Origin of the sequence: Iamia sp. SCSIO 61187 (assembly GCF_019443745.1) — a bacterium.
Lineage (GTDB): Bacteria > Actinomycetota > Acidimicrobiia > Acidimicrobiales > Iamiaceae > Iamia.
Map to the genome: position 1 here is coordinate 4,679,230 of NZ_CP050948.1, position 14,170 is coordinate 4,693,399.

Sequence of the window (14,170 nt, forward strand, 5' to 3'; positions counted from 1 at the left end):
CGAGCAGGTCCCCGGGCCCGCACGTCGCTAGCGTCCGCGCCGATGTCGACGAGCAGCCTCCACGTCGTGGTGCACAGCCGCGGGTCGGTGGTCCGGGCGCGCGTGGCGGGCAAGCTCGACGCCGCGACGGTGCGGGTGTTCCTCGACGCCATCGAGCCGCTGGCCGAGGGGGCCCGCCAGGTCGTGCTCGACTGCGAGGCGCTCGAGTTCTGCGACTCCACCGGGCTGCGGAGCTTCGTCGTCGTCCGCAACCGGATCGGCGTGCCCGGCGCCCTCACCCTCGACCGGCCCTCGGACGAGCTCCGGCGGCTCCTGGAGATCACCGGGCTGACGGGCTTCCTCGACGAGTAGGACCGACCCACGGGGCGCGACGGCGTGGTGTTGTCTCGGCACCGATTCGGTCGGCCCGCGCTGGGTAGGCGCGTCCGGGAACCGAGCATCGCCCGTCCGCTCCGGCCGCCGCAGCCTGTCCGCGCCACCCGCCGAGGAGGTCCGCCATGTCCGACGCAGGAGACCCCACGTGGAGCGACGACACCCGTCGCGACGCAGAGGACTGGCGGGGCGAGCCCGGGCCCGCCCACGCACCGCGGGGCGGGCTGGCGCAGACGCTCAAGCGCACGCTCACCGAGTTCAAGGAGGACGAGCTCACGGACAGAGCCGCAGCCCTCACCTACTACTCGGTGCTGTCCATCTTCCCCGCCCTCATCGCCATGGTGTCCGTGGTGGGGCTGGTGGGCGACCCCGAGACGATCACGGACACGCTCACGGGCATCGCCGAGTCGCTGGGCTCCTCCAGCGCCGTCGAGACCTTCGAGCAGCCCATCGATGACGTCACCAGCGACCGCAACGCTGCGGGGCTCGGGCTCATCGTCGGGCTGGGGGCGGCGCTGTGGACGGCATCGGGCTACATCGGCGCCTTCATGCGGGCCTCCAACGAGATCTACGAGGTGGAGGAGGGGCGTTCCGTCTTCATGCTGCGTCCGCTGCAGATGGTGGTCACGCTCATCCTCGTGGTGCTCCTGGCCGTGGTGCTCGGCGCCATCGCCCTGACCGGCCCCGTCGCCCGTGAGGTCGGTGAGCAGATCGGGGTCGGGAGCGGCGCCATCACCGCCTGGAACATCCTCAAGTGGCCGGTCCTGGGGGTGGTCGTGATGTTCATGCTGGCCCTCCTCTACTACTCGGCGCCGAACGCCAAGCTCCCTGGTTTCAAGTGGATCACCCCCGGCAGCGTGGTCGCCGTGCTCATCTGGGTCGCAGCATCTGTCGGGTTCGCCTTCTTCGTCGCGAGCTTCGGGTCCTACAACACGACCTACGGGGCGTTGGCCGGTGTCGTCATCGCCCTCATCTGGCTGTGGCTCACCAACCTGGCGATCCTCTTCGGCGCCGAGCTCAACGCCGAGGTCGAACGAAGCCGACAGCTCGACGAGGGCACGTCGGGCGCCGAGCGCAAGATCCAGCTGCCGGAGCGCAAGGCCCCCAAGCCGAAGAGGAGGGCTCGCACCGTCTGACCGGCGACGCCGCGCCGCGGGTCCGTCCCGGAGCCCTGCTGGTACCGTCCCGCGATGGCCGACGCCGAGGCAGGGATGACCCGGGCGAGGCTCGACGACCTGCGACGGTGGAACCTCGGGCTCACCGTCCTGCACCTGGCCCAGGCGGTCGCCGTCGTGGTGCTGGCCAGCGACTTCGCCGTCACGGTGACCTCGACCTTCCCGACCGGGCCGCCCGGCGCCGACGCACCCGCGCCGGAGGACCTCGTCGACATCCGCATCGGGTGGGCGGTCGCGGCCTTCCTCGGCCTCGCCGCCCTCGACCACCTCCTCACCGCGACCGTCGGGCGCCGCACCTACGAGGCCGACCTCGAGCGGGGGATCAACCGGTTCCGCTGGGTGGAGTACGCCTTCAGCGCCACCTTGATGATCGTCCTGATCGGCAGCTACAGCGGGATCACCGACATCACCGCCATCGTCGGCATCGCCGGCGCCAACATCGCCATGATCCTCTTCGGGTGGCTGCAGGAGGAGGCGAACCCGCCCGGGCGGGCGACCCTCACCATGCGGCCGTTCTGGTTCGGGTGCGTGGCGGGGGCGGCCCCGTGGGTCGCCATCGTCGTGAACGTCGCCGGCGCCGACACGGTGCCGACCTTCGTCTACGGCATCGTCGTCGCCCAGTTCGTGTTCTTCATGAGCTTCGGGGTCAACCAGTGGCTGCAGTACCGAGGGGTCGGGCCCTGGTCGGACTACGCGTTCGGCGAGAAGGCGTACCTGGTGCTCAGCCTCGGGGCGAAGTCGGTGCTGGCCTGGCAGATCTTCGGCGGCTCGCTGGCCGGCTGACCCGACCTGTCCGGCCACACCCTCCTGGTCGAGGGCGGGATCGCAGGGGCCGCCGAGCGGCTCTCATAGGAGAGCCATCTCCTCCTACGCACCCCGTTCGCAGCGCGCCATGACCCGCTCGACGCACCGGGCCTCCGTCGCGCCGGACCGTCATCCGGCGCGGAGGACGATCGCGGGGGCGACCCGCCTCGCCATCCGAGCCGGCACGACGGCGGCGACGACGGCGAGAGCCACGGCTGCGACGGCGGCGCCGACGAGCACCGGCCAGGGCGTCTCCGGGGCCTCGACGACGCCGATGCCGCGCGCGCGTCGACAGTGCTCGGGAGCGTCGCCTTCGGAGCTTGCGTGAGCCGTCGCACCCCTGGCCCATGTCCTTCAAGACGAGGTCGGCGTCGGCCGCGGTGACCTCGATGCCCCCAGGCCTGAGACCACAACGAGCTCGTGCTTCCGATCGCCTCGGTGCGCCGAGCTCGCGACCGACGACGGCGTTCGCTCGGTGACCGGTCCGACGCGGACCCTCCTTCGCTCTGACGCGTCGGGGTCAGCGGGCCGCCCGGGCAGCGTCGAGGTGGGCGTAGAAGAAGTTGCGCGTGAGATCGCTGATCTGGTCGGAGTGCTCGTAGTAGGGCACGTGGCCCTCTCCCTCCCACGTGACGAGGGCGGCGCGGAGCCCGGCGTCCTCGGCCGTGTCGCGCGTCGCCGTCGCCCAAGAGTACGGGACCAGTCCGTCGTTCGTGCCGTGGAAGAGGAGGGCGGGGGCGTCGCCGGGACCGACCGAGCCAGTGAAGATGACCGCACCCGAGAGCGACGCCGCAGCCCTGATGGCCGAGGAGTACCCCGGGTTCCCGCTGTTGCCCGGGACGGGCGTCGCGTAGCCGACGTTGAGGGCGGTGATCGCTCCCGCCGACGTGCCCGCCATGGCGATGCGGTTCGGGTCGATGCGGTAGCGGGAGGCGTAGCGACGGAAGAACCGGACCGCGGCCTGGGCGTCCTCGATGGCGTCGTAGATCGACTCGATGCAGGTCGCGTTGGGTTCCCTGCACCCCTGCGGCGAGAGGCGGTAGGAGATCGATGCGGTCACGTACCCCCTGCGGGCGAAGCTGGTGGCCTGCTCGACGATCTCCCCGGACGTCTTGGACCCGGAGGAGAAGCCTCCGCCGTGCACCCAGATGATCAGGGGCCGGGCCGTCACCGTGTCGCCCGCGGGCTCGTAGAGGTCGAGCTTCAAGACCTTGGTCGCGCCCTGCTGGTCGACAGCCTGGCCGTAGGTGATGTCGGCGGTCTTGGTGACGTCGGCGACCACGGGGTCGCGGTACCGGAGGTTCCCTTCTCCCGGGGGGTAGGCGAGATCGCAGGACGTGGCGATGAGGGCGAGGGCGAGGGCCGCGACCAACACCTTGGCGAGGCTCCGGCGGCGCGCGGTCGAGGTGAGCATGGCGAGATCGTAAAGGCGGGGCCGACCGGGCGCCCGGGGACGAGACCGAAGCCTCGGCCACGTACCGCCCGTCGAGTTCGAGAGAACGCCCACGACCGTCACATCAACCCCATGACGACCCCGCCCAGGGCGACCAGCCCGCCACGGAACCCGGTGCGCTTCAGGCCCTGGTCGGTCGCGGCCGGACGGCGGTTCGATCGGGCCACGATGGTGCGCCGCGACGTCGAGGTCTACGGGGCCGTGCTCCGCCGCTGACGAGAAGACGTCGGGGTCAGGGCGTCGCACCGCCCCGCCGTACGGCGGGGCGGTGCTCATGGATGCCGTCCGTGCGCCGATCCGTAGGGTCGGAGGACACCGTGACCAAGCGACTCATGCTGATCTACCCGGACGAACGCCCGACCGATGCACCCGAGGTCGTGTGGATGCAGGATGCTGCCGACCTGGAGCTCGTCGTCGAGCGATTCCCTGGCGCGGTCGGCTACATCGACCTCGACGACGGTGACCTCGAGGTTCGCCCGGGGGCCGTCGACGTCGACACCATCCGGTCCCAGCTCGACCGCGTCATCCGCTGACCGAGCTCGCCCGCACGGGCACCCGGATCCGGTGCGCTCGGCGGACAGCCCAGGGGCCACTCCGGGCGGTTGACACCTGTCGTATGATCAGCCCTTTCGCGATTGCGAAGCCTCGTCGTACCAGTCTGCTGCCCTCGTCGTGTCGCCCCCGTCTCGCTCCTCAGATGAGCCGCGCTCCGCGTTCGGGGGGTCTGACGAGGCGCACAACTTCCGTCTGCATGACCTCGTCGCGAGCCGAACCCTCATCGACTCCAGCTGGTACCTGATCGGGCGGGCCGAGGGCATCCTGATGGAACGCCATCAGCTCACCGACGATCAGGCGTACGCGTGGCTCGTGCGCGCCGCTCAGGAGCTGGACAAGAGGCTTGTCGAGGTCGCAGCGCATGTCGCGCGAACTAGCCCTCCCGATGAGGTCGTGGTCGACCTGCGCGACTGAGGGTACGTCGCCGTTCGGCGGACGGCAGCACATCGACTCGGCAACCTTCTCGCCCCCGTCGACGCGCCCGCTTCAGATCGGCGGTTGCCCTGGCCATCCGACGCGAGGGGGTCGCCGTGGCTCACACGCCTTGGGGGGTCGGACCGACCCGGGCCTCTGCTCCGCCCTCGCCGCCACCGCCTTCAAGTTTCGTGCTCGAGATGCTGGCGGAGACCAGGGGCCGCGAGCCGACTGAGCCGTGCCGGGTGTGATGTCCTCCCGTCGACAGACCGTGCGACCAGAGGCAGCGCCCGTGCTGACAGCCCCCTCCGGGAGCAGCAGGTCAGGCTCGTCCATGAGCGCCTCCCCGTCCGGTCCCCACGACGGCAAGTCCACCGAGCCCCCGGTGGGCAGTGCCGTGAGCGTACGCCGGGCGCTCCTTCCACTTCAGCCCATGAGCCCGCCGACGCTACCCACATGGTCGTCTACAGCGGCGACCCCGATTGGATCTGCGCCGAGCCGGTGACGAGGGTGAACAACGGCATCGCCATGGCGACCCGCGCTGCCGCGGCCACCCAGTCCAGGACTTCGAAGCCGGGCTCTTCCTCGAGGTGCGCGATACGTTCGCTCGTCGCTCGCCGATGATGGCCCGAGGGCACTCAAGACCCGGTGACGGGCAACGCTCGGCTGATCCGGCCGCAAGGTGTGAGCCAGGACGACCCTGAGGAGCGGCCCCTGCGCCGTCGTCCGAAGCGGACGGGAGAGGGCAGGAGCAAGTACCACCTCCTCGACGCTCCCCCTGGCGCCGCCACGCCGCCGGAATGGTGTCAGCAAAGGGGGTGAGGATGCCTCGCCCGAGCAGGGGGTACCGGAGAGCTCCCGGTGCTTACCGTTGGTAAGCGATGAAGCGATGGAACCCCTCTGTCCTCGCCACCTTGATCGTCCTGGTGCTCGGTGCATCGAGCCTCACGGGCTGCGAACCGGCACCTCCCTACGACGTCGCCGTGTTCGGGGACGTGCCGTACTCGGACTCCCTCGAGGCCGCCTACGACCGCATGATCGCCGACATCAACGCCTCGTCGGCCGTGTTCTCCACCCACCTCGGCGACTTCAAGAGCAGCTCAGCGCCTTGCACCGACGCCAACGTCATCGAGAACATCGGTCGGTTCGACTCGTTCGACGAGCCGCTCGTCTACACGCCGGGCGACAACGAGTGGCTCGATTGCGGCTCATCGCGAGACGATCGTCTCCGCCGACTCCGCGAGCTCGTCTTTCGAAGCACTGGCACCACGTCGCGAGGTCGCACCACACGGTCGCTTGCCTCACAGGCCGAGTCCGGCTACCCGGAGAACGCGCGGTGGTCGCACGCCACGATCACCTTCGTCACCCTCCACGTCGTGGGCGGCGGTGACGACCAGAGCCGCTCCCAAGGGCGGGCCCGTCGCGCAGCGACGATCACATGGCTTCGCGACGCGTTCAGGGCCGCTCGCGATGCTGGCCACGAGGGGGTCGTCCTCCTCTCCCAGGACAGCGCCTACAACGCAGACGGAACGATCTCATCTTCGTACCGAGACCTGGCTGACGCCGTACGGGCCGAGACGCTTGCCTTCTCGGGCCAGGTGCTGTGGATGCAGGGTGACGGCCACACCTTCCGAGTCGACCAGCCGATGCGCGACGGCAGCGGCGACATCGTGACGAGGTTCCGACGAGTGCAGGTCGAGGGCGAGAGCAAGGTGAGCTACGTATCGCTGCGCGTGACCCCCGGGTCTGACCAGGTCTTCTCCATCACCCTCTCCCGGCGCTACTGATCCCATCGCAGCGAGCGGTCGAGCAGACATGTGCGGGCTGACCCCGGTGCCCGGATCCGGTGCCCCGCGTCGGGTGAGCTTGGTCAGCGGATGACGCCGATGAGCTGGGTCCATGTGGTGTCGACATCGGCGGCCCCCGGGCCGACCTCGAGGTCACCGTCGTCGAGGTCGAAGCGGCCGACCGTGCCAGGGAATCGTTCGACGACGAGCTCGAGGCCCCCACCGTCGGGAATCCGCACGACTTCGGGTGCATCGGTCGGGCGTTCGTCTGCGTAGATCAGCACGTGTCGCTTGGTCTGGTGTCCTTCGACCCTCGCCGTGCTCGTGCCTCGTCGAGCGGGGTGGCCGCCACAGTCGGCCACTGCTCTTCCCTGTTCAGTACGCTCATCGTGTTCGCACCCTTTCGTTGTGTCGCATGGCTTTGCGGGGTGCGGCAGCCAGGGTCGCTAGCTCAACTGGCAGAGCATCGGGCTTTTAACCCGCTGGTTCAGGGTTCGAGTCCCTGGCGACCCACGTGGACGTGATCGTGGTGGGCGGGGGCATCGTCGGGCTGGCCACCGCCCACCAGATCCTCCGGGCTGCGCCCGACAGCCGGGTCACCGTGCTCGAGAAGGAGTCCGAGGTCGGGCGGCACCAGAGCTCCCACAATTCCGGCGTCCTCCATGCCGGCATCTACTACGCGCCGGGGTCGCTCAAGGCCAAGCTGTGCCACGCCGGGCGGGAGGAGCTGGAGCGGTTCGCCGACGAGCACGGCGTGCCCCGGCGCCGCACGGGCAAGCTGGTCGTCGCCCTCGGCCCCGAGGAGGACGCCGCCCTCGACGCCCTCGCCGCCCGGGCCCGGGCCAACGGGGTGCCGGGCCTCCGGACGGTGACGGCGGCCGAGATCCGGGAGATCGAGCCCCACGCCGCCGGCCACCGCGGCCTCCACTCCCCCGTCACCGGCGTCATCGACTTCCTCGCCGTGTGCCGGGCGCTCGTCGACGAGGTCGAGGCCGCCGGCTGCGTCGTCCGCACCGGCCACCGGGTGACCGCCATCGCCGAGGACAAGGGCGGCGTCACCGTGACCGCCGAACGTTGGACGGGAGCCGCATCATCCTGCGGCATCCCGTCCAACGTTGGCGGGGTGGGCGGGCGGCGAGGCGACGTGGGGGAGGTGCGGGCCGACCTGGTCGTCACCTGCGGTGGGCTGCAGGCCGACCGGCTGGCGGCGCTGACGCTCCCCCCGGGGAGCCGGGTCGTGCCCTTCCGCGGGTCCTACCTGCGGCTGCGGCCCGACGCCGCCCGCCTGGTGCAGGGCAACCTGTACCCCGTCCCCGACCCCCGCTTCCCGTTCCTCGGCGTGCACTTCACCCGGCGGATCGACGACGAGGTGTGGGCCGGGCCCAACGCCCTCCTGGCCCTCGGCCGAGAGGCCTACGACCGCCGTCCCGTGGCCCGCGACCTGGTCGAGGTGGCCCGCTTCGGCGGCTCCTGGCGCCTGGCCGCCCGCCACGTCGGGACCGGCGCCCGCGAGCTGCTCGACGAGCGGCTGCGGGGCCGGTACCTGCGCCGCATGCAGGCCTACCTGCCCGAGCTGCGGGCCGAGGACGTGGAGCCGGGACCGTCGGGCATCCGGGCCCAGCTGGTGGACCGGCGGGGCACCCTCGTCGACGACTTCGTGACGAGCCGCTCGGCCCGAGCGATCCACCTGCTGAACGCGCCGTCGCCGGCCGCCACCGCGTCGCTCGCCATCGGTCGGATGCTCGCCGGCCAGGTCCTCGGCGACCGGTGAGCCGACCGACCACGGCGGGCTCGTGCGGCCGTCACGGGACGAGACCGCCCACTCCTCGCCGCACGACGGCGACGACGGGGCGACGGCGACGACCGGGCGCCGGCGCCGGGGGCGACGGGGCTACGGGGTGCGGTCCGGGAACGAGTGGTGCTCGTGGGTCACGACCCACCGCCCCGACCGCTTCTCCAGCCCGACGGTGAGGCGCAGCCTCTGGTGGGGGTGGGCGGCGACCTCGGACGCCGGGCCGCACCGCAGCAGGGCCCAGGCGAAGGCGACCGTGTCGCCCACGGTCACGTCCAGCTCCACCAGCTCGAACACGCCGTCGCCGGACTGCCACTCGAGGAACGGCGGCCACGTCGCCCGGTAGGCGTCGCGACCCCGCACGCCCGCGTCGGGCGGCGGGACGTCGAACATCACGATGTCGTCGGCGTGGCCGGCCAGCACCCCGGCGAGGTCGGCCTCCTGCACGGCGGTGAACCACCGCTCCAGCAGGATGCGCACCTGTTCCTCGTCGGTCGTCGCGGTCGTCGTGTCCACGGGGGTGGTCGTCATGGTGCCTCCTCGGGGTCGGTGTCCTCTCCCGTACCGACGGGGCCGCCCGCCGATCCCCATCGGACCGGGCCCTTGCCAGACCGCCATGGCGAACGTATGTTCGCTCTCATGGCTGCGCTCACCGACCACCGGCTCTCCGTCATCGACCGCCACGCCCGCCAGCGGATGACGGCCATGGACCGCGTCACCATCGAGCTGATCGCCGAGATCCGCCGCCTCCGGGAGGAGCTGGCCCAGGCCCCGCGGACCGACGGCTGACCGACCCAGCCCGGTCCGACGACACCGCCACTCGGCTCGCCTGCCCGGCCGGGGCCGTGCGCCGGACGTCATGCGTGCCCACCCGGCCGCGGCCCAGGACGACGTGGCGCTACGGGACGGTGAGGACCAGCTTGCCGAAGCCCGTGCCCTCGGCCAGGCGCTCGAACGAGACCCGGGCGTCGGCCAGGGGGCGGACGTCGTCGACCGTCGGCCGGATGCCTGCCCCGCGCACCAGGTCGAGCAGGGCGACCAGCTCGTCGCGGGTCCCCATGGTCGAGCCCACGACCGACAGCTGGAGGAAGAAGACCCGGTTGAGGTCGGCCGAGGGGTCGGGACCGCTGGTCGCCCCGCTGACGACGATCCGCCCGCCGGGGCGAAGGGACCGGAGCGAGTGCTCCCACGTCGCCCGGCCGACCGTCTCGACGACGACGTCGACCTTCTCCGGGAGGCGCTCGCCGGTCGCCACGGCGAGGTCGGCGCCCAGCCCGAGGGCCTGGTCGCGCTTGGTCGCGTCCCGCGACGTGCACAGCACCCGGTGGCCGAGGGCCTTGGCCAGGACGATGGCGGCGGTGGCGACGCCGCCCCCGGCCCCCTGCACCAGGACGGTGCCGGGCCCGTCGAGGCCGGAGCGGGTCGTGAGCATCCGGTAGGCGGTGAGCCAGGCCGTGGGGAAGCAGGCCGCCTCCTCGAACGACATCCCCTCGGGCAGGGGCACGACGTTGCGAGCCGGGACGACGACGGCCTCGGCCAGGGTGCCCGGGTGGAGCTCGGAGAGGAGGGTGCGTCGGGGGTCGAGCGTCTCGTCCCCACCCCCGGCGGCGGGGTCGCCCATGACGGCGTGGACGACGACCTGGCGCCCGTCGGCCGTCACCCCGGCGGCGTCGCAGCCGAGCGTCATGGGCAGCCGGTCGGCCGCCAGCCCGACCCCGCGGAGCGACCAGAGGTCGTGGTGGTTGAGGGCTGCGGCCCGGACGTCGACCCGCACCCACCCGTCGGGCACCTCGGGGTCGGCCACCTCGTGGACGGCGAGCCCGGAGAGGGGGTCGTCCTTCGACTGGGACAGGCACTGGACGGCGAGCATCGGGCCACCTTCGCACAGCGTCGGTAGGGTCGATCGATGGCGCTGAGCGAGGCGGCGCGCGACGAGCTGCGTCGGATGGTCGTCGAGGAGCGGGACCGGACCGCGGCACGGTTGGCGGCGCTCGAGCAGACCTTCGCCGAGCTGGTCGCGGCGGCCGACCTCGAACCGCCCGACGACGAGCACGACCCCGACGGCACCACCGCCTACGAGCGGGCCCAGGTCTCGTCGCTGGCGGGGGAGGCGCGGGTCCGGCTGGCCGAGCTCGACGCCGCCCTGGCCGCCGACGCCGACCTCGGCACCTGCGCGACCTGCGGCGGGGAGGTCGGGTGGGAGCGGCTCCAGGCCCTGCCGGGCACGCGGCACTGCGTCGCCTGCGCCGCGTCCGGGGCGGTCCCACCCTGACGAACCGCCGCCCCTCCGCCGTTCTGTCGACCCCCATGTGTCTCCCCGGCGCATGAGGGGTGACGGAACGCCCCAGCCCGCTGGGACAGCGCGCCGGGCGCCGGTTGGCTACGTTGACCGCCCGGTCAAGAAAACGTGGAGGCGCCCGTGGGCACCCAGATCCCGATCGTCGACTACCTCGTCCTCGATCCCGAACCGCACCTCCGGGTGCACGAGTGCACGGCGTGCGGAGCCCGGTTCTTCGACCGGCGCAACGCCTGCGCCTCGTGCTCGGGCACCGACTTCGCCCCGGCCGACCTGCCGGCCGAGGGCACGGTGACGGCGTACACGATCGTCACCTTCGCCGCCCCCGGCGTCGAGGTCCCGTTCGTGGCCGCCGTCCTCGACTGCGGGGGCACCAAGGTCCAGGCCAACCTGCGCGACGTCACGCCCGACCCCGACCACGTCCGCCTGGGCATGCCCGTCCGCCTCACCACCTACTCGATGGGCCCAGACGCCAACGGCGACGAGGGCGTCGGCTTCGGCTTCGCCCCTCTCGAAGGAGCACTGACATGACCGACCGCGACGCCATCTACATCCTCGGCATCTCGATGACGAGGTTCGGCAAGCACCCGGACCTGGACACGTTCGACCTCGGCGCCGAGGCGGCCACGGCCGCCCTGGCCGACGGCGGGGTCACCATGGCCGACGTCGGCGTGCTCGCCGCCGGCAACCTGATGGGCCAGGGGCTGGGCTTCGGCCAGGGCCTGCAGAAGCAGATCGGCCAGACCGGCATCCCCGTCTACAACGTGTCCAACGCCTGCGCCACCGGGGCAACCGCCCTGCGCACCGCGATCATGGCCCTCAAGGCCGGCGAGTGCGAGATCGGCCTCGCCGTCGGCGTCGAGAAGCTGGCCGGGGCGGGGCTCCTCGCCGGCGGCAACCGCAAGGAGGGCGACGGCACCTGGTCGCCCAAGGGGCGGATCGGCGCCATCGTCGCCACCGACGGGCGGATCGGCACCGCCACCATGCCCGGCACCTTCGCCCAGATCGGCATGGAGTACCTGCACCAGCACGCCTACGGCGGGGCACCGTTCGAGCTCTTCGCCAAGATCAGCGAGAAGAACCACTCGCACTCGACCCTGAACCCGCTGGCGGCCTACACGAAGGCCATGAGCCTCGAGCAGATCATGGGCGACCACATGGTCGCCTACCCGAACACCCGACCGATGTGCTCGGCCAACTGCGACGGCGCCGCCGCCGCCGTCGTCGTCACCGGCGAGCGCCTGGCGTCGATGTCCGACGCCCAGCAGCGCCGGGCGGTCAAGATCGCCGCCTCGGTGCTGACCTCGGACCCGTGGACCGACGGCTGCCAGGTGCTGCCCGACGTCAACACCCTCACCCGGTCCGCCGCCACCCAGGCCTACGAGCAGGCGGGCGTCGGGCCCAACGACCTCGACCTGGTCGAGCTGCACGACTGCTTCGCCACCGCCGAGCTCGTCCACTACGACAACCTGCAGCTCTGCGAGCCCGGCGGCGCCGTCGACCTGTTCGAGTCGGGGGCGACGTGGCGCGACGGGCGCATCCCGGTGAACGTGTCCGGCGGCCTCCAGTCGAAGGGCCACCCCATCTCGGCCACGGGCATCGCCAACGTCTGGGAGGTGTGCCACCACCTGCGGGGCGAGGCCGGCGACCGCCAGATCGAGGGGGCCCGCACCGGCCTGGCCCACGTGATCGGGCTGGGCTCGGCCTGCGGCGTCCACATCCTCCAGGCCGCCTGAGCACGGAAGGTGCCAGGCACCATCCGCGTCGCACGGATGGTGCCTGGCACCTTGTGTGTCGGGCGGGCGCCGAGGGTCAGCCGCGCGTGCCGCCGCGGGCGTCGCCCTCGACCTCGACCTTCTCCTTGCGGACCTGCTCGGTGACCTCGCGGTCCTCGACCTCGACGTCCTTCTCGGCCCGGACGCGCTCCTTGGGCACGACCTTCTTGTCCACGACGACCTCCTCCTCGTTGAGCACGACCTCGTGCTCCTCGTCGGAGATGTCGGGGCCCTCCATGGCCTTGCCGACGTTGCCGTCGGTGATCGGCTCGCGCTCGACGCGGAGCTTCTCCTTGCGGACGGGCACGGTGGTGGTCACGTTCTCGGTGACCACGTACTTGCGGAGGCGGGCCCGGCCGGCCTCGCGGTCGCGGGTGCCGACGTCGACCTCCTCCTCCGAGCGGGTCATGGCCGAGTCGGTGTCGGGGCCGGAGGTGTCGTGGCCGGCGCCACGGCTCGTGTCGTGCTGGTCCCAGTCCTGGGCGTCGCGGTCGGTGTCGCTCCAGGCCTGGTACTCGCGCCCGTAGTACTCGTAGAGCCGGCTCTCCTCGGCGTTGGAGATGAAGCCGGCGTCGGGGTCGACGTTGGGGGCGTCCTTGACGAAGGCCTTCTCGTAGGGGGCCTTCAGGGCGTCGCCGTCGGCGTCGACCCCGTCGATGGGCACGAAGGTCTCGTTGCGCCCGAACATGCCGGTGCTGACGGCGAGCCACTCGGGCTGACCGGTCGCCCGGTCCATGTACACGTTCTGCAGCTTGCCGATCTTGTCCCCGTCGCGGTCGACGACGTCGGCGCCGACCCAGTCGGTCCAAGTGGCTTGGCGGGTGTCGGTCATGGTGATCCTCGGGGTGGTTCGGGGGTGGTGGGCCCCTCGCTCGCCCCCGACGGGGGGTTCCAACCACGCCGGAGCGCGGTTCCCCCCGGCGGGGGACCGCCACCATCCCTCGGCCGGGGGACGCCCGTCCCCCGCTCCCGGCGGTGGGCCGCTACCCCTCTGGGCGCGCCACCGGGTCGCCCTGGTCGAGGGCCTCGTGCGAGCTCCGGAACCGGGCGAAGGCCCCGTCGGCGAGCAGGAAGCGCACGGCCTCGGCCCGGTTGCGGACGCCGAGCCGGGCGTAGGCCCGGCTGAGGTAGGTCTTCACCGTCTCCCGGCCGAGGTACAGCGCAGCACCGATCTCGGCGTTGGTCAGGCCCTCCGAGGCGAGGACGAGCACCTGGCTCTCCCGCTCGGTCAGGCCGTCGGCCTTGCCCGGCCAGTCGAGCTCGTCCAGCGCCGGGGGGCCGGTGATGGCCTCGTCGGTGCCCCGGGCGACGACCTCCTCACCGGCGGCCACCCGCAGGATGGCATCGACGATGACCTCCGCCGGCAGGGTCTTGGAGATGAACCCGGTCGCCCCGTGGCGGCGGGCGTCGGCGATCAGCTGGTCGTTGAGCTCGAGGGTGAACATGGCGACGTGGAGGATGTCGCGGTGCCGGCGGAGCCGGTCCAGGGCCTGGCCGGCGATGCCGACGCGGCCGTAGGTGTCGTAGAGGGCGACGTGGATCGGGGGGTGGTCGACCGGCTCGCCGATGACGATGCGCTCGGCCACGTCGACCTGGCCCGGGAACCGGCCCAGCATGGTGGCGATGCCGTCGATGATCAGCTCGTAGTCGTTGACGGCGGCCACCGAGACGGGAAGGGCCAGGTCCACCTCCGTCCTCGATCCCTCGCTCGTCACGGCACCATGGTGGCCGACGCGGGGCGGAGCCG

Annotated in this window: 17 protein-coding genes and 1 tRNA gene; 12 read left to right on the plus strand and 6 right to left on the minus strand. The window is 72.0% G+C overall.

What is annotated here, in order from left to right:
- The first annotated feature begins 42 nt into the window (after nucleotides 1-42).
- The 3 genes from HC251_RS22550 (at nucleotide 43) to heR (ending at nucleotide 2,330) form a co-directional block, all read left to right on the plus strand.
- Complete coding sequence (locus HC251_RS22550; protein ID WP_219942874.1) at nucleotides 43-351, plus strand: STAS domain-containing protein; 309 nt, start codon at nucleotides 43-45, stop codon at nucleotides 349-351.
- Nucleotides 352-497: 146 nt separating this feature from the next.
- Nucleotides 498-1,508, plus strand: coding sequence for a YihY/virulence factor BrkB family protein (locus tag HC251_RS22555; RefSeq protein WP_219942875.1), 1,011 nt, complete (start codon nucleotides 498-500; stop codon nucleotides 1,506-1,508).
- A gap of 54 nt (nucleotides 1,509-1,562) precedes the next feature.
- On the plus strand, nucleotides 1,563-2,330 hold the full coding sequence (gene heR, locus HC251_RS22560; RefSeq protein WP_255566525.1) for a heliorhodopsin HeR: 768 nt from the start codon (nucleotides 1,563-1,565) through the stop codon (nucleotides 2,328-2,330).
- Nucleotides 2,331-2,871: 541 nt separating this feature from the next.
- Here the strand turns inward: heR and HC251_RS22565 are convergent.
- The gene (locus HC251_RS22565; RefSeq protein WP_219942876.1) at nucleotides 2,872-3,765 is read right to left on the minus strand and encodes an alpha/beta hydrolase; all 894 of its coding nucleotides are present in this window, start codon (nucleotides 3,763-3,765) and stop codon (nucleotides 2,872-2,874) included.
- A 356-nt stretch (nucleotides 3,766-4,121) separates the two neighbouring features.
- On the opposite strand from HC251_RS22565, the gene HC251_RS22570 reads away from it, so the two are divergent.
- The 3 genes from HC251_RS22570 to HC251_RS22580 all read left to right on the plus strand — a co-directional run bounded on the left by HC251_RS22570 (nucleotide 4,122) and on the right by HC251_RS22580 (nucleotide 6,560).
- The gene (locus tag HC251_RS22570; protein WP_219942877.1) at nucleotides 4,122-4,337 is read left to right on the plus strand and encodes a hypothetical protein; all 216 of its coding nucleotides are present in this window, start codon (nucleotides 4,122-4,124) and stop codon (nucleotides 4,335-4,337) included.
- A 139-nt stretch (nucleotides 4,338-4,476) separates the two neighbouring features.
- Nucleotides 4,477-4,773 carry an ANTAR domain-containing protein gene (locus tag HC251_RS22575; protein ID WP_219942878.1) on the plus strand — a complete coding sequence of 99 codons (297 nt, stop codon included), beginning with the start codon at nucleotides 4,477-4,479 and terminating at the stop codon, nucleotides 4,771-4,773.
- Between the two features lie 1,034 nt (nucleotides 4,774-5,807).
- Nucleotides 5,808-6,560, plus strand: coding sequence for a hypothetical protein (locus tag HC251_RS22580; protein ID WP_219942879.1), 753 nt, complete (start codon nucleotides 5,808-5,810; stop codon nucleotides 6,558-6,560).
- Nucleotides 6,561-6,643: 83 nt separating this feature from the next.
- Here HC251_RS22580 and HC251_RS22585 read toward each other — a convergent pair whose 3' ends face one another.
- The gene (locus HC251_RS22585; RefSeq protein ID WP_219942880.1) at nucleotides 6,644-6,844 is read right to left on the minus strand and encodes a hypothetical protein; all 201 of its coding nucleotides are present in this window, start codon (nucleotides 6,842-6,844) and stop codon (nucleotides 6,644-6,646) included.
- 156 nt (nucleotides 6,845-7,000) lie between these two features.
- Between HC251_RS22585 and HC251_RS22590 the strand changes: the two genes are divergently transcribed.
- A tRNA-Lys gene (locus tag HC251_RS22590) sits at nucleotides 7,001-7,073 on the plus strand.
- Nucleotide 7,074: 1 nt separating this feature from the next.
- Nucleotides 7,075-8,331, plus strand: coding sequence for an FAD-dependent oxidoreductase (locus HC251_RS22595; RefSeq protein ID WP_219942881.1), 1,257 nt, complete (start codon nucleotides 7,075-7,077; stop codon nucleotides 8,329-8,331).
- A gap of 120 nt (nucleotides 8,332-8,451) precedes the next feature.
- Here the strand turns inward: HC251_RS22595 and HC251_RS22600 are convergent, their stop codons facing one another.
- Nucleotides 8,452-8,883, minus strand: coding sequence for an SgcJ/EcaC family oxidoreductase (locus HC251_RS22600; protein WP_219942882.1), 432 nt, complete (start codon nucleotides 8,881-8,883; stop codon nucleotides 8,452-8,454).
- A gap of 108 nt (nucleotides 8,884-8,991) precedes the next feature.
- Here HC251_RS22600 and HC251_RS22605 point away from each other — a divergent pair, with 108 nt between their 5' ends.
- Nucleotides 8,992-9,141, plus strand: a complete 150-nt coding sequence (locus HC251_RS22605) for a hypothetical protein (protein WP_219942883.1) — start codon at nucleotides 8,992-8,994, stop codon at nucleotides 9,139-9,141.
- A 109-nt stretch (nucleotides 9,142-9,250) separates the two neighbouring features.
- Here HC251_RS22605 and HC251_RS22610 read toward each other — a convergent pair whose 3' ends face one another.
- A complete protein-coding gene (locus tag HC251_RS22610; RefSeq protein ID WP_219942884.1) occupies nucleotides 9,251-10,222 on the minus strand; it encodes a zinc-binding dehydrogenase in 972 nt (323 codons plus the stop codon).
- A gap of 36 nt (nucleotides 10,223-10,258) precedes the next feature.
- Here HC251_RS22610 and HC251_RS22615 point away from each other — a divergent pair, with 36 nt between their 5' ends.
- The 3 genes from HC251_RS22615 to HC251_RS22625 all read left to right on the plus strand — a co-directional run bounded on the left by HC251_RS22615 (nucleotide 10,259) and on the right by HC251_RS22625 (nucleotide 12,384).
- Complete coding sequence (locus HC251_RS22615) at nucleotides 10,259-10,624, plus strand: TraR/DksA C4-type zinc finger protein (protein ID WP_219942885.1); 366 nt, start codon at nucleotides 10,259-10,261, stop codon at nucleotides 10,622-10,624.
- Nucleotides 10,625-10,771: 147 nt separating this feature from the next.
- Nucleotides 10,772-11,179 (plus strand): Zn-ribbon domain-containing OB-fold protein, encoded by a 408-nt coding sequence (locus HC251_RS22620; RefSeq protein WP_255566526.1) that lies wholly within the window; start codon nucleotides 10,772-10,774, stop codon nucleotides 11,177-11,179.
- Nucleotides 11,176-12,384, plus strand: a complete 1,209-nt coding sequence (locus HC251_RS22625; RefSeq protein WP_219942887.1) for a thiolase family protein — start codon at nucleotides 11,176-11,178, stop codon at nucleotides 12,382-12,384. Before HC251_RS22620 ends, HC251_RS22625 begins: the two co-directional genes overlap by 4 nt.
- 76 nt (nucleotides 12,385-12,460) lie before the next feature.
- Here the strand turns inward: HC251_RS22625 and HC251_RS22630 are convergent, their stop codons facing one another.
- Together HC251_RS22630 and HC251_RS22635 are read right to left on the minus strand one after the other, a co-directional pair.
- Nucleotides 12,461-13,255: a DUF2382 domain-containing protein gene (locus HC251_RS22630; protein ID WP_219942888.1), complete on the minus strand. Its 795-nt coding sequence runs from the start codon at nucleotides 13,253-13,255 to the stop codon at nucleotides 12,461-12,463.
- Between the two features lie 151 nt (nucleotides 13,256-13,406).
- Nucleotides 13,407-14,138: a response regulator transcription factor gene (locus HC251_RS22635; RefSeq protein ID WP_219942889.1), complete on the minus strand. Its 732-nt coding sequence runs from the start codon at nucleotides 14,136-14,138 to the stop codon at nucleotides 13,407-13,409.
- Between the last annotated feature and the right edge of the window lie 32 nt (nucleotides 14,139-14,170).

Bases quoted from the DNA above. Each gene is read 5' to 3' on its own strand.
- HC251_RS22550 (WP_219942874.1), top strand. From the start codon at position 43: ATGTCGACGAGCAGCCTCCACGTCGTGGTGCACAGCCGCGGGTCGGTG.
- HC251_RS22555 (WP_219942875.1), top strand. From the start codon at position 498: ATGTCCGACGCAGGAGACCCCACGTGGAGCGACGACACCCGTCGCGAC.
- heR (WP_255566525.1), top strand. From the start codon at position 1,563: ATGGCCGACGCCGAGGCAGGGATGACCCGGGCGAGGCTCGACGACCTG.
- HC251_RS22565 (WP_219942876.1), bottom strand. From the start codon at position 3,765: ATGCTCACCTCGACCGCGCGCCGCCGGAGCCTCGCCAAGGTGTTGGTC.
- HC251_RS22580 (WP_219942879.1), top strand. From the start codon at position 5,808: ATGATCGCCGACATCAACGCCTCGTCGGCCGTGTTCTCCACCCACCTC.
- HC251_RS22600 (WP_219942882.1), bottom strand. From the start codon at position 8,883: ATGACGACCACCCCCGTGGACACGACGACCGCGACGACCGACGAGGAA.
- HC251_RS22605 (WP_219942883.1), top strand. From the start codon at position 8,992: ATGGCTGCGCTCACCGACCACCGGCTCTCCGTCATCGACCGCCACGCC.
- HC251_RS22610 (WP_219942884.1), bottom strand. From the start codon at position 10,222: ATGCTCGCCGTCCAGTGCCTGTCCCAGTCGAAGGACGACCCCCTCTCC.
- HC251_RS22615 (WP_219942885.1), top strand. From the start codon at position 10,259: ATGGCGCTGAGCGAGGCGGCGCGCGACGAGCTGCGTCGGATGGTCGTC.
- HC251_RS22625 (WP_219942887.1), top strand. From the start codon at position 11,176: ATGACCGACCGCGACGCCATCTACATCCTCGGCATCTCGATGACGAGG.
- HC251_RS22630 (WP_219942888.1), bottom strand. From the start codon at position 13,255: ATGACCGACACCCGCCAAGCCACTTGGACCGACTGGGTCGGCGCCGAC.